13 protein-coding genes are annotated in these 22,900 nt (G+C 71.4%); 7 read left to right on the forward strand and 6 right to left on the reverse strand.

The genetic code is table 11. From position 1 onward, the window contains the following. The first annotated feature begins 87 nt into the window (after positions 1–87). The 3 genes from I4I81_RS11520 to I4I81_RS11530 all read left to right on the forward strand — a co-directional run bounded on the left by I4I81_RS11520 (position 88) and on the right by I4I81_RS11530 (position 1,935). Entirely contained in the window at positions 88–1,032 is a 945-nt protein-coding gene (locus tag I4I81_RS11520) for an LLM class flavin-dependent oxidoreductase (RefSeq protein ID WP_218601281.1), read from the forward strand. Continuing rightward, entirely contained in the window at positions 1,001–1,435 is a 435-nt protein-coding gene (locus I4I81_RS11525) for a tyrosine-type recombinase/integrase (protein ID WP_267461540.1), read from the forward strand. Before I4I81_RS11520 ends, I4I81_RS11525 begins: the two co-directional genes overlap by 32 nt. A gap of 230 nt (positions 1,436–1,665) precedes the next feature. Beyond that, positions 1,666–1,935, forward strand: a complete 270-nt coding sequence (locus tag I4I81_RS11530) for a hypothetical protein (RefSeq protein WP_218601283.1) — start codon at positions 1,666–1,668, stop codon at positions 1,933–1,935. A gap of 229 nt (positions 1,936–2,164) precedes the next feature. Here I4I81_RS11530 and I4I81_RS11535 read toward each other — a convergent pair whose 3' ends face one another. The 3 genes from I4I81_RS11535 to I4I81_RS11545 are packed head-to-tail and all read right to left on the reverse strand — an operon-like array spanning position 2,165 to position 12,578. Then, on the reverse strand, positions 2,165–7,135 hold the full coding sequence (locus tag I4I81_RS11535; RefSeq protein ID WP_218601284.1) for a helicase HerA domain-containing protein: 4,971 nt from the start codon (positions 7,133–7,135) through the stop codon (positions 2,165–2,167). Continuing rightward, positions 7,132–8,787 carry a methylation-associated defense system protein MAD7 gene (gene mads7, locus I4I81_RS11540; RefSeq protein ID WP_218601285.1) on the reverse strand — a complete coding sequence of 552 codons (1,656 nt, stop codon included), beginning with the start codon at positions 8,785–8,787 and terminating at the stop codon, positions 7,132–7,134. The genes I4I81_RS11535 and mads7 overlap by 4 nt, the downstream gene beginning before the upstream one ends. Continuing rightward, positions 8,784–12,578, reverse strand: a complete 3,795-nt coding sequence (locus I4I81_RS11545; protein ID WP_218601286.1) for a protein kinase domain-containing protein — start codon at positions 12,576–12,578, stop codon at positions 8,784–8,786. The genes mads7 and I4I81_RS11545 overlap by 4 nt, the downstream gene beginning before the upstream one ends. A 257-nt stretch (positions 12,579–12,835) precedes the next feature. Between I4I81_RS11545 and I4I81_RS11550 the strand changes: the two genes are divergently transcribed. After that, positions 12,836–14,656 carry a TerD family protein gene (locus tag I4I81_RS11550; protein ID WP_218601287.1) on the forward strand — a complete coding sequence of 607 codons (1,821 nt, stop codon included), beginning with the start codon at positions 12,836–12,838 and terminating at the stop codon, positions 14,654–14,656. 342 nt (positions 14,657–14,998) lie between these two features. Here the strand turns inward: I4I81_RS11550 and I4I81_RS11555 are convergent, their stop codons facing one another. Together I4I81_RS11555 and I4I81_RS11560 are read right to left on the reverse strand one after the other, a co-directional pair. After that, on the reverse strand, positions 14,999–17,197 hold the full coding sequence (locus tag I4I81_RS11555; RefSeq protein WP_218601288.1) for a DEAD/DEAH box helicase: 2,199 nt from the start codon (positions 17,195–17,197) through the stop codon (positions 14,999–15,001). Positions 17,198–17,273: 76 nt separating this feature from the next. Next, the gene (locus I4I81_RS11560; RefSeq protein ID WP_218601289.1) at positions 17,274–17,771 is read right to left on the reverse strand and encodes a hypothetical protein; all 498 of its coding nucleotides are present in this window, start codon (positions 17,769–17,771) and stop codon (positions 17,274–17,276) included. Positions 17,772–18,148: 377 nt separating this feature from the next. Between I4I81_RS11560 and I4I81_RS11565 the strand changes: the two genes are divergently transcribed. After that, positions 18,149–19,429: an IS256 family transposase gene (locus I4I81_RS11565; protein ID WP_218606453.1), complete on the forward strand. Its 1,281-nt coding sequence runs from the start codon at positions 18,149–18,151 to the stop codon at positions 19,427–19,429. Between the two features lie 2,452 nt (positions 19,430–21,881). Here I4I81_RS11565 and I4I81_RS11570 read toward each other — a convergent pair. After that, the gene (locus tag I4I81_RS11570) at positions 21,882–22,196 is read right to left on the reverse strand and encodes a hypothetical protein (RefSeq protein WP_218616028.1); all 315 of its coding nucleotides are present in this window, start codon (positions 22,194–22,196) and stop codon (positions 21,882–21,884) included. 176 nt (positions 22,197–22,372) lie between these two features. Between I4I81_RS11570 and I4I81_RS11575 the strand changes: the two genes are divergently transcribed. Both I4I81_RS11575 and I4I81_RS11580 read left to right on the forward strand, forming a co-directional pair. Further along, positions 22,373–22,654 carry a metal-sensitive transcriptional regulator gene (locus tag I4I81_RS11575; protein WP_218601322.1) on the forward strand — a complete coding sequence of 94 codons (282 nt, stop codon included), beginning with the start codon at positions 22,373–22,375 and terminating at the stop codon, positions 22,652–22,654. Positions 22,655–22,676: 22 nt separating this feature from the next. Then, complete coding sequence (locus tag I4I81_RS11580) at positions 22,677–22,883, forward strand: heavy-metal-associated domain-containing protein (RefSeq protein WP_218601321.1); 207 nt, start codon at positions 22,677–22,679, stop codon at positions 22,881–22,883. The last annotated feature ends 17 nt before the right edge of the window (positions 22,884–22,900 follow it).

The following is a 22,900-nucleotide window of genomic DNA, read 5'->3' on the forward strand; positions in this document are numbered from 1 at the left end:
CGGTCCTCCCTTGACAAGTGGAAGACTCCTCCACATAGTCATGTGGATGATTCCTCCACTTGTCACCCTAACCCTCGGTCGCCCGTCGTGAGCACCGGTCCGCGCGGCGACGTCATCGCCCGGGGACGTCGGTCGCTCGGGCTCGCCGGGGCGTCACTGCCCAACGTCCCGTTCGCGCCGGCCGTGCCGCCCGACCGGCAGCGCGCCGCGGCGCGGGCACTGGAGGATGCGGGATGGCCCGCCGCCTGGGCCAACGAGGGGGTGGGCGGCAAGGACGTGTTCGTACAGCTGGCGCTGCTCCTGTCGGCCACCGAGCGGATCGCGTTCGCCACCGGTGTGGCGAACATGTGGGCGCGGCCCGCGCAGACCGCCCACGGCGCCACCGCCGCGCTCGCCGAGGCGTTCCCCGGGCGCGTCGCGCTCGGGCTGGGCATCGGCTACCCCGAGCAGGCGGCCGCGGTCGGGCAGAGCTTCGCCCGGCCACTGGAGACGGCCCGCGAGTACCTGCGCCGCATGCACGAGCCCGTCGCGATGTCCCCGGCGCCGGAGGTCACCTACCCGCGGATCCTCGCGGCGAGCGGGCCACGGATGGTGGGCCTCGCCGCGGAGCAGGCCGACGGCGTGCTGACCGTGCTCGTCCCTCCCGAGCAGACGGCGCACCTGCGGCGGACCATCGGGCCGGAGAAGCTCCTCGTCGTCGGACTGAGCGCGGCCGTGGACGACGACCGGGACGCGGCCCGGCGGGCCGCCGCGGCGTTCCTGTCGCAGGTGGTCGCCCGGCCGGGCTCTCCCTACGCTGCGAACCTCATCCGGCTCGGCTACACCGAGGCGGACCTGGTGGACGCCGCGCCGCACGCCGTCGACGCGGTGCTGGGACACGGCCGTCCGGACGACGTCGCCGCCGCGGTCCAGCGCCACCTCGACGCCGGTGCCGACCACGTGCGCGTCAACACCATCGCCCCGGACTTCGACGGCGGCGTCGAGCAGCTGCTGCGGCTCGGTGGCGCGCTCGGCGGTCTGCGGGCCCGCTGAGCATCCCCGGCGCCTGTCCCACTCCTGCAACAACCTGGTGTTCGCCTCCGAGACCGGCACCGATCTTGACGCCGCGAACGTCCGACGTGGTTTCCGCCGCGTCGCCTCGGCCGCGGGCCTGGATGCCGCGGCCTGGACGCCGCGAGAGCTGCGCCACAGCTTCGTCTCCCTGCTCTCCGACGAAGGGGTGCCGATCGAGCAGATCGCCCGGCTGGTCGGCCACGCCGGCGGGTCGACCGTGACGGAGACGGTCTACCGCAAACAGCTGCGGCCGATCATCGACGATGGGGCGACCGTCATGAACCGGGTCTTCCCGACCGGGAACGGCAGTCACTCAGTTAGTCACTCACCCCGTCCCAGAACGGACGAACGGCCTGGTCAGCAGCCTCGCTTAAGGCTGTGACCAGGCCGTTCGGCTGTGGGCGATGGGATCGAACCAGTGACCTCTTCGGTGTGAACTCCCGAGACCACCCAGCTACGGACCCCTGACCTCGTCGTTGACGACCGTGGACGTCGTCCGAGAACCTCCTGACCAGGTCACGTTGTTGTCAGAACCGTGTCAGCACGCGCTCGACCACGAGACGAGCACGCAGAAGCCACCCCGCCGACGCAGGCTCGACTATTCGCAGCCTCATGAGCAGCACCGCGAGCCCCCGCCCCGACGGCGGTCTCGACTTCGTCGTCGACCCCGACGGGCCCCTCCATGTCCCCGACGCCGAGGTTGCCCGCCACGGCGTCCAGCCCGGCAGCCACCTGCGCATCGTCACCGCGCACAAGGTCCCTGCCTACCGCCGGAGCGTCCGAGGGACGCTCACCGGCACCGCAGACGTCGACGCCCTTCTCGCAGCACTCGACGACGCCAAGTCCGAGCGAGTCCCCGACCTCGAGCAGCGCTGGGCGTGAAGATCGTCGCGGACATCCACATGCTCGTTCTCTACCTCCTCACCCCGGACCGCCTCACCGACACAGCCCTCGAAGCTCGAACGTCAAAGTGTCGCCAGGAGACAGGAGGCCCGAGCCGATGAGATCGCGGACTGCGACTCGTCGTCCGTCGAGGACGTACCTCATGAGTTCACCTGTCACATCGACCAACTCTCTTTCTGGATCCGCATCGGGTACTCGCTGAAGCTGCTCAGTCCCTGGTCATGAAAACCTTCCGCGCCGCAGCGTGATCCGGGGTCGACACGTAGGCCTGGCCAACGGACAACTGCTCCAGCGCCTCCGACATGTCCTGCCCGCTCCTCCCCCGCAGGAAGCCCGCGACCTTGCGGCTCTGCGGGTAGTTGCAGCGGAAGGCGACCTTCGTACCGGTATTGCCGAGGACGTCGGGGTGGAAGTCGTCCACACCCTGGCTCGCGACCACGACGGCGACGCCGTACTTACGCCCTTCCTTCATGATCTTCGGGAGGGTGACGTCGCGGGCGAGGCGGTGGGCCTCGTCGAGGACGACCGCCAGGCGGAGCTGCTTGGTCTGACCCCACCGGAACATCTCCCGATAGACCTTCCGCAGCACGAACGCACCCGCGGCGCGTTGGACCTGCTCCATCAGGCCGTGCACGTCGAGCACGACGCCCTGGCGCAGGAGGTCGGCGAAGGGGCGGCTACCGGCCGGGGCGGCGAACAACCCGAAGTCGCTCAGCGGGCGCAGACGGGCGACCACGTTGCGGGTACGGGCGGACGTGTCGACCGACGCAACGGCGGTGGCCAGGTCGTCCATCGTCGGCCAGTCGTCCGGACCTGCCGGGCGCGGCAGGGCCTTCGCCTCGTAGATCGCACGAACACCGTCGTAGACGGCGTTGCGCTGTATCTCGCCCAGCCCGCACACGTAGCCGATCACCTCCGACAGCTCCCACGCCGCCTCCCGGTACCGCTCCGGTTCGTCGAGCTCGAACGGAGATATCGGCAGGCCCTGCGACGCGTCGAGGACGGCTGCGCCCCCGGCGGGTTCGGCGGCCATGTCGCCGTGGAAGTCGACGACGAGCGCAGGCAGACCCTGCCCGGCGAACGAGTTCAGGATGCGACGGGTCGTCACCGACTTGCCCTGTCCGGGAATGCCCAGCACGAACAGGTGCGGGCTGCCGGAAGTGCTGATCCGCCACCTCACCTCGGCTGCGCCCGCGTCCTGGCCGAGCGCCACCTCGACGACCTGTGGCGGCTCGGGCACGACGACGTCCTGGGCCGGCCGGGGGGCCGCCGGGACGGGAGCCTCGACCCCGCGGAGCGGGTCGGTGATCGTCACGGTCGCCTCGTCGGCCGGTACGCCCGGACGCGGCGTCACCCCCGGCAGCTCGGCCGTCACCTCCGCCGCGCGCTGCGGAGCGGGGGTCGGCGCGGACCGCGGCCGTGGTGACGGGCGCAGACGCGCGTGCGGCACCGGCGCTGCCGGGGTAGCCGTCCAGTCCGGGGTCGGTGCGGCGGCACCCCGCCGCGACGTGAACCCGACCTGCCCGAGGTCCGCCGCGGTCAGGACGTCGATCCTGACTCCGCGGTGCTCCGACGGGAATCCGGCGCTCCCGGACAGGCTCACGACGTACCCGCGCCGACCGACCTCCGGCACGAGCGCCCCGTCCTCGACCTTCTCGATCATGCGCTCGACCTCACCGCGGCGGCGCGGGTCGAGCAGGCCCATGGCCAGTGCCCGGTCGGCGTGGTGGCGCAGGATCCCGCCGAGCCTGGCGCGCTGCAGCTCGGCATCGATGCGAGGCGGGTCGGTGCGGAAGAACGTGTCGTTCAGCATCGCGACGGTGGCGTCGAGCTGGTCGACGATGTCGTCGACCAGCGCCGCGGGGAGCGCTGCGGCGCGCCGCGACTTCACCTCGATGCACTCCATGCGCATCGTTCGCGCGGTCGTCCGGACGATGATCACGTCGCAGCGCCGCGTGCCGGAATCGCCGCGGAGGTCGCCGAACACCTCCTGGTGGGCGTCCACGGGCACGACCAGGCAACCGTCGAGCTCCCCGCGCCGCCGCAGGTGCGCGATCAGGGCCGCGAGGCTGACCGCCTCGGTGGCGAGGGTCGACCGCCCCACCAGCCGCAGCGCCAGCCGACCCGACACCACCTGCAGGTGGTCCAGCACGACCCGCACCGACTCGTCGACGGCGGCGAGGTCGAGGCCGGCCATCGCGTCGGCGAGGAGCCGCTGGACCTCCCCGCGGTGAGTGGTGGTGACGGTCAGCCGCGGTCCGAGGCCCTCGAGGAAGTCGGGCGCGTAGTCGAGGAGGTACGGCGGCGCACCCGCGTCGGACGCCGCGCTGAACAGGTCGACGCCGAGGTTGCGGTCCAGGGTGACGACCCAGTCGGATCGCTCGTGCGCTGCCTGCAGGGTGGCCACCTGGGCGGGATCAAGGCTGGCCGTGAGCGCGAGCGTGCCGGACACGTAACCCAGTGCGATCGCCAGCGCCGCCTGGTAGCTGCGGTGCGCGTCGACCGCGTCGACCGCGCCCTCCCGGTTGCGCAGGCGCGCCGCAGGAGCGGTCCGCCACACCGGGGTGGGGCCTGCGACCCGCTGGGTCTGCGCCGGGGTCAACAGATTGCGGAACGACGTCGCGGCGTCGGGGACGGCCACCGCTCCGAGGCTGCCCGAGTCGGCCGTGCGGGTCACGGCGAGGTCTGCGACGACGCTGATGTTCGCCGCCTGGTGGTCCTCGGCCAGCCGGTCGTGCGGGCGGACGGTCAGCCCCAGGGGCGGCGCGAGGTGCGAGCGCGAACCGCGCACCTGCTGCGAGGCGACGGCCTGCTGCAGGTCCGTGAGTGCCGGCACGGGGTCGGTGTAGGACGGGCGGTTGCTGTAGGCCGTGACCTCGAGTCGGGATGGCGGCGCGGCCAGGTCCTCGTCGCGCTCGGGTTCACGCAGAACCGACTCCCCCAGTGCCCGCGCGAGCATCTCGCCGGACCCGGCGTTGTAGGCGATGACGCGCAGCCCGTCCTGACCGGGGTTGACCGCGCGGTAGGCCGCGATCCGTTCGGCCACGGCCGACGGCGGCAGATCGGTGGCGACATCCCTCCGGTCGAGGCCGAGCACCTCGAACACGGCCTGGACCGCGGCGCCCGGCTCGGCCTCGTCGGCATGCAGGTAGATACCCGTCCCGAGGGTCGCCTCGCGCGCGTAGACGTACGGCAGGCCGTTCACGCCGTAGATCGCGAAGGGCAGGTTCGCCGGAGTGATCCGCCGGGTCAGACGTGCGTCGACGGACTGCTTCCGCTTCGCCGCAGTCCGGCCGACCGTGGACAGCTCGCCGGCCCACCGGGTCAGCGTCGCGTCGTACTCGGCGGCCCAGGACAGCCGCAGGGGATGCAGCGGGAGCACCACCACGGCCGCGATCGGGGGATGCCCGACGGTGTCGATCGACAACCGGACGGTGTCCAGCGCCAGCAGTGCGGTCCTCGTCTCGTCGTCCGGCGCGGAGTCGAGTGCACGGCGGTAGGTCTGGCAGTACGCCGACACCTCGTGGCGCAGCTCGTCGTCCCACTGGACGGTCTCCACCGCGTACCGCGGCCTGCGGTTCTCGAGCTTCTCGAACAGCCGCCGGCGGCGGTCGGTGAACGCCGGAGGGAGCGCTCCGGCGATCGGTTCGAACGCGTCGGGCTCGAGCACCTCGCCGAGCCGGCCGTCCGCCTCCCACGCGACGGCCCGGCCCCGGGCCTGCAGCAGCTTGTCCTGCAGGCTGACCAGCGCCGGGCTGAGCGCGAGCAGTGTGGTCCGCCGGGCCCCGAGACGGACGGAGAACGCGCCACCGTCCCAGGTGGGGCTCTCCTCGCGGAGGTCGTCCTGGCCCTCCAGGGCGGCGTCCAGGCGGGCCTGGGCGAGCGAGGGAGCCGACGCGCGGCGGGTGGTGCCCGGCAGGGGGTCCTCCTCCCAGCGCACGGCGAACTGCTGGGTCTCGTCGACGGCGTCGACGCCGCTGCGCAGCAGCACCGGCTGGCCGTCGGCGTCGACCGCCGTCAGCCGCACGACGAGCAGGGCGCTGTCGGCGACGTCCTCCTCGGCGATCTCGATGCGGACGGTCGCACGGCGCTTGTCACCCTTGACCGTCTGCCGCGCCACAGGCGCCGAGTCCGGGTCCCGCAGGTCGGCGGGCGGCAGCGCCTCCAGCAGCCACCGGTCGACGGCGTCGGTCCGGGCCGGATCGGTCCGCCACACGACGGCCACCGTGCCCGGCGCGTCGGGCCCGGTCTCGACGTAGGGCAGGTCACCGGGGCCGTCCTGACTCAGCCGGGTGCCCGGGCGGAGGGTGCCGTCGTCCTTGAGGAACGTCTCGAGCCGGACACCGGCCATGTCGACCGTGGTTCGTCCGGCGAGTGTCCAGGCGCCGAAGGTGAGGTTGTGGGGCAGCATCGCCGTCCACGCCGGCGCGTCCGAGAGATCGACGTCCGGGCGGGTGAGGAACCGCGCGATCCGATCCCGGGTCTCTCCCTCCTCCACCTCGGCGGTGGTCAGCCGGTCGGTCACGGACGCCACCGCCCTGGCCGGCCGGGCGATGGCCCGCACGCAGGCCGCGTTTCGCGCCAGTCGGGCGACCAGCTCGGGCCCTCCGAGGTCCGGGACGAGCCCGACGGTCCACAGCGCGGCCCCGACCGTCTCCCACGACGGATCCCCCGCGACGGCGGCGACGTAGCGGGCCCACGCCTCGACGGGACGGTTGCGGCCCAGCTCCCGTGCCACCTGCCCGACGCCCGCGCGGATCTCGGGGTCCGCGATCGATTCCACGAGCCTCGCCGCGGCGGTCGCGAGCAGCCGGGTCACGTCGATCCGCGCGAAGCTGTTGTCCAGCGAGCTGGCGGCCGAGCCGCTGCCCACCGGGACCATCAGCACGAGCGGCCGCTCCTTGCGGTTGCGTAGCTCCACGGCCCGCTCGGCCGGGACGGACAACGTGCCGTCCGCCTCGCCCGGTTTGTCGACCAGGACGTGGACGTCGGCGACGCCGACGGCCGACCGGCCGCGCACCGCCTGGACCAGGAGCGCCGCGTCGGCACGACGGATGCTGTCGATCCGGACGCAGTGTCCGGCGTCGCGGTTCTCGAGCTCTGCGACGATCTGGCTCGCGATCGAGTCGAGCACCAGTTCGGGCAAGGTCGACGGGGCGGTGGGAGCGAGCACGGTCATGCCTGGTCTCCGAGGGGGTGGCGGACGATCTGCACGGAGAAGTCGTCGGACAGGCTGTCGAAGCAGCCCAGGAGCTGCAGGCGCTGGGTGAACGCCTCGCGGTTGGCGGTCGCGGCCTCGCGGGCCTCGGCCCCGTCGAGGAACGCGGGTGGGCGGTCGATCAGGATCCCGAACCGGTGGGCGAGCGCGTCGAGGACGTCGCGCAGCGGCATCGCGGGCCGGTGCGCGGTCCCACCGGGCTCCACGAAGATCGCCAGGAGCAGGGCGGTCAGCAGCTCGTCGCCAGGTGCGTAGCGCCACGATCGCCGGTTGCGCACGTCACCGCGGAGCAGGCCGTAGGACTTCTCGAGTCCTCCGAGCGACTTGAACCACGCCGCGGCGTTGCGTACCGCCTTGCTCTCGTTCACGTGCTCCAGGACGTCGAGCAGCTTGTCGAGCTCGGAAGTCTCCGCTGACTGCAGACGGAGGAGCAGCTCCAGGTCCGGCCCGGTCGCGTCCGCCGACGACTGCGCCTCAGCGACGAGATCGTCGAGCCGTGCCTCGGCGTAGGACTCGACGCGCCGATGGTCGCGCAGCTCCGCGAGCTGCACGAGCCGCTCCACCGCCGTCATCCCCACCCGGCGCTCCGCCTGCCCCGGGATCCGGGGCAGCGCGTTCTCCACCACGACGAACGTCATGCGGTCGCGGAACGCGAGCCTGACCCGGTCCAGGTCGCGCGCCACGCAGCTGCGGGTCATCCGGTCCGACTCCGAGCCGAGGTCGCCGGTGAAGTCGCAGTACAGCTCCAGCGGGGACGCGGGCGTCGGACCGTCGGACAGGTCGGGAGGCGCCTCCCCCGTCCGCAGGAGTTCCCGGGCGGCCGCATCCGCGCGGAGGCTGAACGCGAAGATGCCCGTGGCCATCAGGGCCGCGAAGCTCGACATCAGCGCGGGCACGGGGAGCAGGTCGCCGTAGACCCGCAGATGGTCGAGCAGCGTCGTCCCGAGAGCCGCGCTCACACCGGGCAGCGGGCTCTCCGGCGCGCTGGAGTCCACCTCGCGCGCGTCGCTCATCGCGAAGCCCTCGACGAAGCGGAAGGCGAGCAGAGCGCCGATGTCGAGCTTGCCCGGATCCTCGAGGCGTGGCTCCCACGTCGGTCCGGGCCCGATGCCGAGACCACGCCCGATGGTTCGGGTCACCAGTTCGCGCAGCGTCGCGGTGGACGCGCCGGACCCGGTACCGGGCAGGTCGCGGGACACGGCGTCGAGCAGCAGCCGGTACACGACGTCGTCGATACCTCGGTGACGGTCACGCTTCGTCGGGAGACCTGCCCGGTAGGCGGCGAGGGTGAGCGGAGCGATCGCGAGCATCTGCTCGCCGGTCTTCGCCCGCCCGACCGCACCCATGTCCACGACGCAGGAACGCAACCACCCGTCCAGCAGCGCCTGGTCGCGCTTGTCATCGAACCCGGTGACCCCACCGCTGTCCAGCAGCGCCCGGCGGTAACCCTCGTAGTCGCGGGCGTCCGTGCGCGACCGGCTCGACCGGCCGCCCTTGACGCACATCTCGAACAGCGACGGGAGGACGCGATCGGTGTCGGCGTCCAGCAACGAGAACACCGTCAGTGGCCGGTACTGGTAGGTCCGCAGCGGGAGCGGCAGCGTGATCGTCATCGACGGTCCCCTCGGACGATGCGGCCGTCGGCGGTGGCCGTGGCGGTGACCGACGACCCGGCACCGTCGACGATCCGCACGGTGCGCGCGGGTTGCAGGCGCAGACGGTCTCCGAAACCCTGGATCTCCTGGCGCAGTGCCGCCGACGCGGAGTCGCCGAGGATCTCTCCGTCGGCCGACCGCAGCAGCAGCTCGGCCGTGTCGAGGGTGATCCGCAGTCGGGCGCCGGACGAGGAGTGGCGCAGCTCCAGCTGGTCGGGGAACGACTCGACGTACGGCGCGGCGCCGGCCACGCTGACCAGCCGGAACTCGGTGGCGGGCAGCTCCTTCACCACGACGATCGAGCGGACGGCCGGATCGTCGAACGCGCGGTCGCGCAGCGCGAGGTGTCCCTCGTCCTGGTATCCGACGAAGGCGAGCACCCGGGACACCCCGAGCAGGAACCTGGCGAGGCCGGTGTCCGGCTCGGCGAGCGCGTCGAGGAAGTCCGTGAGGTGACGGTAGCTGCGGACCTCGTGGGCGGCGCCGGGGACCGTCCAGGCGCCGAACAGGGCCGCCCGCTTCAGGTGGGTCATCGCAGCGGTGTCCAGCCCGGCGAGGTCGGGCACGAGGTGCCGGTTGGTTCGCGCGGCCCTGGCCAGCGCCGGCGCGGGGAGCCCCGCCGGATCGAGCTCCGCCCACTCCTGCACCAGGTAGTCGCGGCTGGCGGGGTCGAAGGCCAGGTCGAAGGCCTCGCGCCCCAACCCGGGATGCCGGCCCGCCTCGACGTCGTCGTGGATGTCGTCGCAGGAGCGGTCGGCCGTGATGAGCCATCCGAACGCCGATCGCACGTCGCGCACGGTCGCCCGCCGCCTCCGCCGGAGGTGGCTGGTCAACAGCAGCTCCGACACCGTCCGGCGCGCCTGCCCCGCGCGCAGCAGTTCGGCGTTGCGCTTGATCGGACAGGCCTGGCGCACCTCGCAGCCGCCGCACGCCTCCCACCGGTGCAGCACCGTCAGCGACGAGAGCACGTTCGCCCCCAACGACGGCCGGTCGAGGTCGGGGAGAGCCAGCGCGCGGCGCTTCAGATCGACGAGCACGATCCGCGCGTCCGGCCCGGCCGTCCCTCCCCACCGCTGTCGCTCGAGCTCGACGACGACCTCGGGGAGGCGATTCGCGTGGTCGGCGCAGAACTGGGCGATCCGGCCGTCGTTCGCGGCCAGCAGCACCGTGTGCGGTCCCTCGGCCTCGAACGCCTGCCGGATCAGGGCGTCGGAACTCAGGTCGCCATGGGATTCCGAGGCGTCGTAGACGGCGGCGTAGGTCCGGCCGCCGAGGATGCGCCGCCAGCCGGCGGGGTCCTCGTTCAGTACGACGGCACCCTGCCGGTCGAGTTCGGCACCCACGTTCACGAGGAACGACGTCTTGCCGTCACCGGGGTTGCCGGACAGGACGACGACGTCGAGCTCCCCACGGACGATCGCCGGGAGCAGTTCGGTGTCCAGGCGGGTCGCCACGTAGGTGTCGCGCGCGAAGGCGTCGTCGAGCCCCCGGTTGCCGGCGTTCCCGATCCCGCTGTGGCGGTAGAGCCCCCGCAGTGCCGCGACCGTCGGGTTCACGACCCGGTGGCCCCCGGGGACGGGGACGATGTCGCTCGCCCGCCGGACCTCCTCCGCGAAGGCCCGCGCGTCGGACGGGCGGTCGGCCGGGTCGTGGGCGACACCGCGGAAGAGGACGTCGAGCAGGGCCCGGCCGTAGCGGTCCAGCTGTTCGGCCGTCGCCGGGACGATCGTGCGGCGCTCGTCGATCCCCGGGCCGGCGTAGGGCAGCCGGCCGAGCATCGCCTGGAGTACGGCCGCGGACGCGCTGTAGATGTCGGCACCGGGTGACCACGTCCGCCGTGTCCAGACCTCGGGCGCGGTGAAGGGCGGCGAACCGACCGCGGACTGGGCGGACTCCGCCTTCGACGCCAGACCGAAGTCGATCAGTACGGCCTGGCCGTCCTCCCGCACGATGACGTTGTGCGGGCTGACGTCCCGGTGGTAGATCGACCGCTCGTGCGCGTCGGCCAGCCCGCTGAGCACGTCCATCGCGATCCGGCGGGCCTGCTCCTTCTCCAGCGCGGGCCGGCCCGACGTGAGCGCATGCAGCGTCTCGCCCGGCACGTACTCCTGGACGAGACAGCCTGGCGCGGGCCGGGCCAGCCGGTCGTGCATCCGCGCGCAGTGGAAGCTGCGCAGCGCGGCGGCGTTGTCGTACTCCGCTTTGACCTGCTCCGGTGTGACCCGGCCGGGACGCAGGTGCTTCACGGTGCGCCGCTCGTCGAGGTTCTCGTCGTGAGCGAGCCACGTCACCGCCCAGGCACCCTCCCCCAACTCCCGGATCAGCCGGTACCGGCCACCGAGCAGGGCACCCGCGACGACCACCTCGTCGTCGACCTCGACGACGGGGACGACCGGACGTTCCTCCGGCGGGGTCAGGGCGGCGACAGCCGATGCCGCGGTGAACGGCTCACCCGGCCCCCGCGACAGACAGCGCACCAGCACCTCACCCACGACCGGCACGCCCTGGGCACGTCGGCGCGCGAGGGCGTGGTCCGGCTCCTCGGACGGATCGCCGTGCAGCCACTGGACCAGGCACAGCGCGAGGCTGTACACGTCGTCCGCCGGCTGGAACATCTCCATCGTCGCGCCGGGCGCTCGGAACGCCGCCGACGGATGGGCGTCGTCGAGCACCGGCGCGATGGTGGCCGCCGACGGCAGGTGCGCCCGGTCGAAATCGCGGAAGCGCACCCTGTTCTGCGCAGTGACATCGATGTTGGTCGGCCGCAGAGCCCGGTGTGTGATGCCGAGCCGGTGAACATCCGACAGCGCTCGGAAGGCGTCCAGCACCACGGGGACCGCGATCTCGGTCGGGACCCGGCCGTCGCCGTCGACGTGCCGCTGGGAACGCACGAGTTTGGCGAGGCTGGTGCCGTCGGTGTCGACCGTGACCGGGGTGACGACGTAACCGTTCCACGGGAACCACGCCTGCACCCGCCACGTCCGGTCCAGAGTCGCGAGCGCGGTGAGGGCATCGTGCTCGCGGACCGCCAGCAGGTGAGCCGCGTCCGGATCATCGGAGTTGGCGACGGGGACGCAGAACAGACCCACGAGCTCCCCGGCCGGGGTGCGCGCGCCGTAGACGGTCGCGTTGCCCCGTCTCATGGGCTTGCCCTCGACGCGGTACTGGTAGATCTGCACGGGCGGCGCGGCCGGTCCCCGCGGTGCGAGCCCGAGCAGGAAGCCCATGAGGTGCCGGCGCCGGGCGCCCAACGCGTCCGGGCAGGTCGCGTCGAGCCGCCGGAGGGTGGTCGAGGCGTCGTCGAGCCGCAGGACGACGTCCTCGCCGAGCTCGTCGGCGCCCTGGAGGAGCAGGTTGTCGTGCGACAGGAGCACGTGGCCACGGACGATGCGGTGTCCCTGCGGGAACTCCTTCTCGACGTCGCGCCAGTCCGGGACCCGGGTCTTGATCCGGCCGGCGAGCACCCGCACCGCGTGCTGGACCTGACTGTTCGGGTTGTGCCTCTTGTCGCCGCCGACGTACCAGGCCACCTCGCCCGCGACGATGTGCGGGCCCCACGACTTCTCCTCCAGCACGTAGACGGCCCGCGGTGAGACGACGATCAGGTCGATGTCGACCGTGCCCATCCCCGACGGCACGTCCCGCCCCGCCACGATGTCCCAACCGTCGGGCAGGTCGGCCGCGAGCCGGCGAGCGGCCTTCTCCTCGCCGGGGCCGTGCCAGTCGCCGAGCACATGCAGCTTCGCCACGTCGCTACCCCCAGTCCGGTGTTCACCGCTCGGAGAGATCGTCCGAACCCGCACCGGTCCCCCCGACCGTGGACGCGACCGACCGTAGCGGAGCGGTCCCGGGGCGCAGCCGGGGCCACTCGATCGGGGATCGCCGGGTGACAATTGGACGTTAGGGACCACCGTGCTGCTAACGGATCGGTCCGGTGGAGCGAAGGCGGTGCAGGACCGTGCTCGCTCCCGACGGATCCACCGCACGAACGCGACGAGGTGCCGCAGTGACGACCGCGCGGATCGAGCCGCTGCTCGACCTGGACCACTCCTGGGCCGTCGTCGACGTCGAGACCTCCGGCTTCCAGCCCGACACCGGCCGCGTCCTGAGCGTGGCGGCACTGGCCCTCGATTCGGCGGGCCGTCCCGAGCGGCGGTTCCACACGCTCGTCGACGCGGGCGTCGAGCCAGGCCCGGTGCACATCCACGGCCTGACCCGCGAGCGGCTGGCGGGCGCGCCGAGCTTCGAGCAGATAGCCCCTGAGCTGCTCGCAATGCTGAACGGGCGGATCCTCGTGGCCCACAACGCGGCTTTCGACCACCGGTTCCTCGCGACGGAGGTCGAGCGGGCCGGGCTGCGTCTGCCCGTCGAGCGGCGGCTGTGCACTCTCGCGCTGAGCCGGCGGCTCGGGCTGGCGGTGCCTAACCACAAGCTGGGCACACTCGCCGGGTATTGGGGCGTGGACCAGCAGCACGCGCACGACGCACTTGACGACGTCCAGGTGCTCGCCCGCATCCTCACCCACAGCCTGCTGCTCGCTGCCCGGCTCGACCTGCCGCTCCCCATCGTCGCCTGCGGAGGAAACGACGAGGTCAGCTCGGGCCCCGCACGCACCACCACACCGCGATGCCCGTGGCGCAACCCCGGCCGGCTCCAGCCCGGTGGCCCGCTGGTGCAGGGCATGCGCGTCGCGGTCACCGGGGCGGTGAGCGTGCCCCGCGAGCAGCTCGTCGACCAGCTCGTCGTGGCCGGGATCGACGTCAGTCGCTCGGTGAGCCGCTTGACCAGCGCGCTGGTCACCAACAACGCGCAGTACCGCACCCGCAAGGCCGAGCGGGCCCGCGCGGAGGGTATCCCCGTCATCGACGAGGCCACCCTGCGGCGCCTCCTCGGTGACGTCCGCCCCGGCGATCCGCTGACCACAGCGACCACCCGCCCGGCCGCACCCCGAATCCGGGTCACGACGTCCCCGCGCGGCCCACTGCACGATCGACGCGTCCTCATCATCGGGGGCACCCACGAGCAGGCCGCCGATGTACGCGCCGCGATCGCCGGGCAGGGCGGCACTGCCGCGGTCAACTTCACCGCCGCGGTCACCGACGTGGTGCTGATGGCGGGTGGCGAGGCGGACCGGCGGCTGGCACGGATCCGGGAGACCGGCCTGCCGGTCCACACCGGTTCCACGGCGCTCGGGATCTCAGTCCCCGCCCCCGCGGCGGAGACCGCGCCGGCGCCGGTGACCGACCCCGACCTCGCGGCCTATGTCGGCCGCCACCGCAACGACGCCGCCGGGCCGGGGGTGCCGGTCGTGGTCGGCGGCGAGGTCATCGACCTGCCCGACGCCGGCGCGTGGACTGTCAACGCCGCCTGGCGCGCCGACGCCCTCGCCGAGGGCACCGAGGTTGATGTCGTCGCCTTCCTCCTCGACGCCGACGAGCGGGTCGTCGCCGACGAGGACTTCGTCTTCTACAACGCACCCGTCAGCGAGCACGGAGCCGTCGCCCTCTCGGTGGACGGTGACAGCGAGCAGAGCCTCCGCGTCGACCTGACACAGCTCGACGAACAGCACTCGAAGATCGTCGTCGCCGCGGCGCTCGTCGGCGGCGCGACGTTCGGTGACCTCGGCGCCGTCGCCCTCGCCGTCGACGGCGATCTCGTCACGGCGGCCACCGCCACCCTCGACGCCGCCACCACCGAGCGCACCCTGCTGCTCGCGGAGATCTACCGACGCGACGGCTCCTGGCGCCTGCGCGCCATCGGGCAGGGCTACGACGACGGCCTGGCCGAGCTCGCCGCCCGCTACGGTGTCGTGGTCAACGAAGGCTGAGTCCCGGCGGCCACGGATGCGGTCCCCGGTGCTGATCGGCCCGGTTGCGCGCAATGTTCCGCCCAGCGCGAACTCGAGGTCGTCGACGCCACTGAACTGGAGAAGGCGCCAGGTCCGCCGAGCTCACTGCGCCGCGCCAATCTGCGGGACTTCCTACTGCGCGACCACCAGATCCGCACCGCCAATCCCGACCGGATCGAGCAGCTCGCACAGACCACCTTCGAGATCACCGAGCTGCCGCTGCGGCAATCGCAGGCCACCGACGTCGCATAGCGGGGTCAGGGTCGGCAGGAGCGATCTGGATGCCGATGCAGGTCGTGGCCTGCGGCGAGTGATCTGGTGTCAGCTCAGCCCCAGTCGGTGCTGTTCAGCCAGAAGTACACGGCGTTCCATCGGAACGGAGTCGTCGTCGAGCGCCTCCGGCCGGTGTAGTGCGGTATCCACTGACCGCGAATCGGACTCCTTGGCCTCGCTGCGGCGGGCGAAGTGGTCGAACAGGAGCCGCTTGTTGTCCTGGATCTCACGGATCCGTTCATCGATGCTGTCCTTGGCCAGCAGGCGGTGCACCTGCACCGTCCGGACCTGCCCCATCCGGTGTGCCCGGGCGATCGCCTGGTCCTCGGTGCTGGGCTTCCACTGCGGCTCGATGAGCACGACCACCGACGCGGCCTGCAAGTTCATCCCGACCCCGCCGGCCTCGATCTGCGAGAGCAGGACGGCATGACCGGGCCGAGCGGCGAACTCCCCCACGAGCTCCTGGCGTGCCGCGGGAGGCACGGATCCGGTGATCGTCCCGACGACGGAGAACTCGCGAGCGCACGTCTCGAGCGCGGCGAGGAAGTAGGAGAAGACGAGGACCTTCATCCCGTCCTGGGCCGCCTCCTCCACGATCTCCCGCAACCGTTCCAGCTTCGCCGAGCCCGGGCCGAAGCCCGCCTGACGCATCGCCTGCAGGTTCCGCCGCTGCACAGCGTCGCGGTAGGTCGCCACTTCCCCGTCGCCGAACTGCACCCACGCTTCGGTCTCGATCTTCTCCGGCAACTCGGTGAGCACATCGGCCTGGTTGCGTCGCAGGTACACCGGCGCCACCGCGCGCCGGAACACGTTCGCGCCTGCCACCGCGTCGGCCGGGTCGATGTTGCGCGCGACCTGCGGCTGCAGGTAGTTCACCAGCGTCCGGAACTCCTCGACCCGGTTCTCCATCGGCGTGCCGGTGAGGAACAGCGCACGCTGGGCGCGACCAACTGCTGCCGCGATGGCCTGCGACCTGGCCGCGTCCGGGTTCTTCACGTAGTGCGCCTCGTCGACCACGAGCATCGCGACGTCGGCCTCCCGCACAGCGGCGGGCAGGCGCGCCAGGGTGCCGAACGTCGTGACCGCCACTCCGCCCTCGCGCAACCACCGCCGTCCGGCGTCATCACGGCCGGCACCGTGCAGCATGTGCGTCGCGAGGGTGCTGTGCTTGGCGGTCTCCTTGACCCAGTTGATCTGCACGCTCGCCGGGCAGACCACTACGAACCGCCGCTGCCCCTTCGCCGCCAGGTGTGCGAGGACCGCGAGCGCCTGCACGGTCTTCCCGAGCCCCATCTCGTCACCGAGGATCGAGCGTTCCTGATGGATGGCGTACTGGGCACCGAAGACTTGGTAGCCACGCAGCGTCGCCTTCAGGTGGGAGAGGTCGAGCGGGATCGCGGTGATCCGCTGGCGCAGTTCCTCGGCGACGAACCCCCGCGCCGCGTCGTCGTCAGGTGGAGCGGCACCCACCGTCGAGAGGACGGCATTGATCCCCGCGGCGTTCTGCAGGTACTCGTTCCACAATGCGCCCGATTCGTAGGACGCCGGGTCGACGGCCCGTTCCTGCGCCGCGACAGCGTCGTGCAGGCCACGGACAGCCGGTTCGACGAGGATCGCTTCGAGCCTGGCCAGCGCGTCGAGAGCCGAGTCCTTCGTGCGGCGGCGAGAGAAGAGCATCGACCATCGGCTCGCGGCCCGGTCGGCCTCGGCCGCAAGCGGCCCGGTCCGGCTCACGAACGTCTCGAGCGGTTCCCGCAGTGCCGCCGAGGCGGCGTCCGCGGCCCGGGTCGCGGCGAGCGCGGCGATCAGGTGGGTCTGCGCGGGGTCTCGGCGGTCGGGATCGATGCGGAACCGCACGTCGCGCTGCACCTGCACGGCCACCGTCCGGGCGGCGCGACGCACCTCAAGAACCGTCTGCGCGCCGACGCCGGGGACCTGCTGCAGCCGATGATCGGGAGCGGCGAGGACGTCGGCGACGGTGGCTACCCCGGCCTGTTGCAGCGCTCCGAGCCGAACCCCTCGGCCGACCAACTCTCGCAGAGCTGTGATGGGGGTGGCACGCAGCCGGTCCGACACCTGCCCGGCGGTGAGCACCTCCACCTGACGCCGCGCACTGTCCCGCAGCACAGCCGGCGCCGCCAGGAGTGTCGTCGCCCGCTCGGCCAGGTCCCGAACGGCTGCGAGGGTCGCCCGCGCCCGCCGGTTGGTCCCGCCGTCCTGCCCCGATCGGTCACTCAGCTCGACCATGCCCTCCCCCGATGATCGGCAGCAACGCACCCGATCGGCCGCTCAGCACCCACCGCACCGGGTTCCACGGAGAGGATCACACGAATGGCCGGCACTCTCGACTGAGCTGTTCGAGCCCCCGACCGACGACCTCGCGGACCTCGGACCGGATCGTCTCGTCGATCTCCGACACCGCCAGAACCCGCAGGCACCGACATCTCTGGAGATCACGGCCATCGATGACGCACAACAAGACCCCGTAAGCCCGAAGTGCAGCAATCACGGCATCCACCTCAGCAGCCGGTTCCGCCGTGACGTGCAGAACGAAGTGCCGAGTGATCATCCGGGCGAGTCTCGGCACCGTGACGAATCCGAGAACCGACGCCGTCATGCGCTCCAGCGCCCGCATCGCACTGCTCCTGCCGTTCTCCAGATCCGTCGCCAACGCGGCCAACGCATCACACATCCCGGAGCCGGCACCCGCCTTCGCCTGCCGGTGCACGTCCTGCCCGACAGCACCGATCACTCGCCGTTCCGCCTGGTAACGCCAGCTCACGACGGTGATCCGCTGGGCCTCTGCTACTGCGATGGCCACTCGGCGATCGGGCAGGCCGTCGGCCTTCCACCCACGGTCCCCGCCCCGCGCCCGTCGAGGTCTGGCTCGATCACGCCGTCCCGGCGTCAGCTCGGCGCGCGGTGACGGGATCTCGGCCGCGGTCCGAGCCCGATGCCCGCCGGCTGCAGAGGGGGGTACACGCCTGGGCCACCGCGTCCACGACTCGAACCCGTCGCAATGGTCCTCGCAGTATCGATGGCCACTCGCGTCACAGACCAAGCGTCTACAGCGCCCACGGTGCCGCTCGCGAGCAATGCTTGAAACCTGTGGATGACCGGAGGGGCCGTACCCTTCCGGTGATCTTGAGGCCATCAAGCAAGATCGGCGCGCCAACGCCGGTCGGAAGGGTACGACCCGTGCTCACCGTAGTTCCTGGAGCTGCCGACGCAGATGAACCCCACCGGGACGGCGGCTCGCTGATCGACGAGCTGGTCCGCGAGGGCGCCCGCCGGATGCTCGCCGAGGCTCTGCAGGCCGAGGTCGACGACTACATTGCCCGCCACGTCGGCGAGCGCGACGAGCACGGCCGCCGGCTGGTCGTGCGCAACGGCACCCACCAGCCCCGCGAGGTGCTCACCAGCGCCGGCGCGGTCGAGGTGACCGTGCCGCGGGTGAACGACCGGCGCACCGACCCGCAGACCGGGGAGCGGGCGCGGTTCTCCTCGGCGATCCTGCCGCCCTGGTGCCGCAAGACCCCGAAGATCACCGAAGTGCTGCCGCTGCTCTACCTGCACGGGCTCTCGACCAGCGACTTCGTGCCCGCCCTGGGCCAGTTCCTCGGCTCGACCGCCGGGCTCTCGGCGCCGGTGATCACGAAGCTGACCGAGACCTGGAAGGCCGAACAGCGCACCTTCGCCGCCCGCGACCTGTCCAGAGCCGACTACGTCTACCTGTGGGCCGACGGGATCCACGTCAACATCCGCCTCGAAGAACACAAGCTGTGCCTGCTCGTGCTGATCGGCGTCCGTGCTGACGGGCGCAAGGAGCTCGTCGCGCTGGCCGATGGCTACCGCGAGTCGACCGAGTCCTGGGCGGACCTGCTGCGCGATGCCGCCCGGCGAGGGATGCGCGCCCCGGTCCTCGCGGTCGGAGACGGCGCGCTGGGGTTCTGGGCCGCGCTGCGCGAGGTGTTCCCCGCGACCCGCGAGCAGCGCTGCTGGTTCCACAAGATCGCCAACGTGCTCGGCGCCCTCCCGAAATCCGCGCACCCGGGGGCGAAGAAGGCACTCGCGGAGATCTGGAACGCCGAAGACCGCCGCCACGCCCTCGACGCCGTGAAAGCATTCGAGGCCGCCTACGGGGCGAAATTCCCGAAGGCGGTCGCGAAGATCACCGACGATGTCGAGGTGCTGCTCGCGGTCTACGACTTCCCCGCCGAGCACTGGATCCACCTGCGCACCACGAACCCCATCGAGTCGACCTTCGCCACCGTCCGGCACCGCACGAAGATCACTCGCGGTCCCGGCTCGCGGGCAGCCGGGCTGGCGATGGCGTTCAAGCTCATCGAGGCCGCCCAGGACCGCTGGCGCGCCGTGAACGGCCCACACCTGGTCGCGCTCGTCCGCGCCGGCGCCCTGTTCGTCAACGGCAAGCTCGTCGAACGACCCGACGACCACCACCAACCGGAAGCCGCCTAAAGATCTTCATCCACAGGTCTTGACTATTGCTCGCCGCTCCCCCGGGCGGCGGTACCTGTTGGTGTGCCCGCACACGTGTGTGGACTCCCCGTCCCCCCGCTGCACCTACTCAGGGTGGTCGGCCGACCACCTCACGCTGTACCGCCGAACGCGCGACCTGCGCGGGCGCACGACGGCCTATCGGCCGTTCGGATCTGCGGGCACTCCATGAACAGACGGCGACGTCGCGCGGGGACCTGATGGCGATCTGGTCGGCGCTACGGCGTCACATCACCCTGACAACAACGTCGGCGCACAAGTCCGAAGCGCTCAACCTGCTCGTTGCGCGAGGACGGCCCAGGTCGAACGATCGCCCGGTCGTGCAAATGACCGCAGGCGTCGCTCGCCGAAGCGGTCACCGTTGTTGTCAGAACCTGTGTCAAACGCCCCCCACCGCGATGCGGTGAGGGGCGTTCGTGCTGGTGGGCGATACTGGGATCGAACCAGTGACCTCTTCGGTGTGAAGCAACCCGCCGGACTGCTCAACAAGCTTGTTTGTGGAGTTCAAAGGCGGTTCGACGTACGTGGTCGTCCGCCCGCGGAGGCCCGGATTCGCCGTCGTTGTCACTCAGTTTGTTACTCAGTTCGACCGGACGCCTCGACGCTTGGCGATCCCGGGGTCGCGTCGCAGCATCACGACGGATCACGTCGGTAGCTTGCGTCATGGCCAAGGTGCACGCACCCAGTTGACCAGAACTGCATTCCGTTGGCCCGCCCTCGATGTAGCCGTCCCCCACGTTCCCCCGCTCCACCCGCGAGCCCAAAAGCGTCCACGGTCCCGCGCGCCCCGCCGTTGCCGGGACCTCGACTCGACCCGTCAGGACCGCTGGCGCAGACCTCACCCGGCGGTTCGTCCCCCATCCGCGGTGATCGTCTGGACCCGTCTAGGTTCGCCGCGTCGACAATGAAGGCCAAGCCGTCGACATCGAGCCCAAAGGGCCGAAAGCTTCAGCGACGGAGGAGACTATTCCGTCCTCGACGGGGCGCAGGCCGTGGAACGCAACCCTCCCGGACCGTATCGATGGCCATCCCGGAGTCAGTCCAGGTGCGGCAGCGGGCATCAACGACTCAGCGGTGCAATGGGGGTGGTCCTCCGTGAAAAGGACCGTCCGTTTCGACCGTCGGGACGACAAGATTCGAACCTGCGGCCCATGCCCCCCAGGTCGGCGGGTGGGTTACTCCTGCACCTCAACTACGTCGCGCGCGTTCCGGAATACCTCGAACGTGCCGGTGGCGATGCACGAAGTCGACACAGAGGTCCCCGCTAGTCCCGACGGGTCAGCGCCGTGCACGCCGACCGCAACGCCTTCGATCCTCGCCGACGAGCTCGCACCGCGATGTCCGGCAGGCTCGTTCACACATCCACCTGTCGAACTCGCACGGTCGACCGGGGTGGCCATGTCGTGGTTCTGTATGTGGTCACTGCCCTGCAATCTCGTGGTCAAGTCGTGGTGCTACGCCCCTCCGTCGGGCGAGGTTGTGGACCGCATCAGCGACACCCCTCCCGGTGGTCCGCACCCTCGCTGCGGACCACCGGAGCGCTCAGGCCGGGGTCACTGTGTGGCTGCGACGGGCCAGCAAGTGCCGACCGGGAAGCCGGTGACCAGACCGAGGACCGTCCCGACCTGCATGAGCAGCCAGACGCCGGCGTCGGCGGAGGGGGGCATGAACTCCTTGGAATCATGAACTCCTTGGAATCATGAACTCCTTGGAATGCAGAAGCAGCATCCACCCGATGATCCCGATGTCGAAGACGACGGTCAGCACCGCCACGCCGATCGCGGTGGCGGCGGGGCCCCACCGGCCCGGGCGGTACCGGCGCTGCGTTCGTAAGCGTAGAGCAGCCCGATTGACAGCACGATGATCATCACCACATCACGATGCCCGCGATCGTGAGCCCGGACGCGAGGACCAACGGCACCGCGACCACGTGGGCGACGGCGGAGGCGGTACTTCCGGCAACGTGGCCACCGCGTCCGGCCGGACCCGGTCCCCGCTGCCGGCGCGGCCGGAGCGGGCGTAGGCGGCGAGGGCGAACGGCCCGAGGTATTGGGCTGAACCGACCCACACGAGCTCGGTTGACGTGCGGCGGGGTGGCGGCGGCAGCGCCCATAGATGTCGAAGGCGATCGCCGCGACTGAGGCCGCGGCGAGGATCAGGAACACCCAGGCAGCGGCGTGGGCCACCCTGGCACTGCCGAGCCCGTCGTCATGTCCATGATTAATGCAGTCCTTCCGCTGGGGCGGGCACCGACTCGTCACCCACCGCTCCTGCGGAACGGACGGGGGGATCGGTGCGATCAGGGGTGTGAGGCGGGCGGGTCGGCCGACCTCGTCGGCACCCGCGCCGGAAGAGGCTCAGGACGCGGTCCTGAGCGACCTCTCAGACCCTGATCACCGACAGTGCGGGCGCGTCAGCACCGTCCCGGGGGCGCACCCCACCCCTCGACCACGTACCCGATCGTTCCGGGCGCCGGGCTGTGCCGCCGGCCCCACCCGTCGACGACGAGCGCCAGGACGACCCCGAGCGCCATGAGCACCAGCGCGCCCCACCGCCGCGAGGCATCCGTGCACGGCGCCCGAGCCGCCCATCCCAGCATCGCGCCGGGCAGCACAGCCGCCGCCCCAACCACTGAATCCGCTGCCGCGTTCGCCGTCGGCATGACCATCGTCGACATGGACTGGCCGGGTGACGCCGTCGCCGAGATCAGCGCGAGACTCTGCGACACCAGAACGCACCGTGGAACTGCGGCACCGACGAGAAGCGGCCACCGCGCGCACCCGACCACTGCATTCATGACATCGGGCGCCTGGTGAGCATAGGCGTCCCGCTCGGTTCTGACGGCCCCCGCCTTGCTTACACTACCCCCCTAGGGTATCTTCGCTGAAGAAGACAGGAGGACTCATGAACGGTTACGCACAGGACAAGGATGCCTACCTCAAGCGGATGCGCCGCATCGAGGGGCAGGTCCGCGGCATCGCGAAGATGATCGAGGACGACAAGTACTGCATCGACGTGCTCACCCAGGTCTCCGCCGTCACCAAGGCCCTGGAGGCCGTGGCGCTGGGCCTGCTCGACGAGCACCTCAAGCACTGCGTCACCCAGGCCGTGACCGAGGGGGGCGCCATCGCCGACCAGAAGGTCGCCGAGGCCAGCGCCGCCATCGCGCGACTGGTCAAGTCCTGAATTCCGCGAGAAGAGGAACGTGATGAGCGAGACCACCTACACGGTGACCGGGATGACCTGCGAGCACTGCGTCGCCTCGGTCACCGAGGAGATCAGCGAGATCGACGGCGTCACCGCGGTCGCGGTGGACCTGCCCACCGGCGGCGTCACCGTCTCCAGCACCGCCCCGATCGACCAGGCCGACGTGCGCAACGCCGTCGAGGAAGCCGGCTACCGCCTCGCGGCGTAGCCAGGAGGAACGGATCG

The organism is Pseudonocardia abyssalis (assembly GCF_019263705.2).
Lineage (GTDB): Bacteria > Actinomycetota > Actinomycetes > Mycobacteriales > Pseudonocardiaceae > Pseudonocardia > Pseudonocardia abyssalis.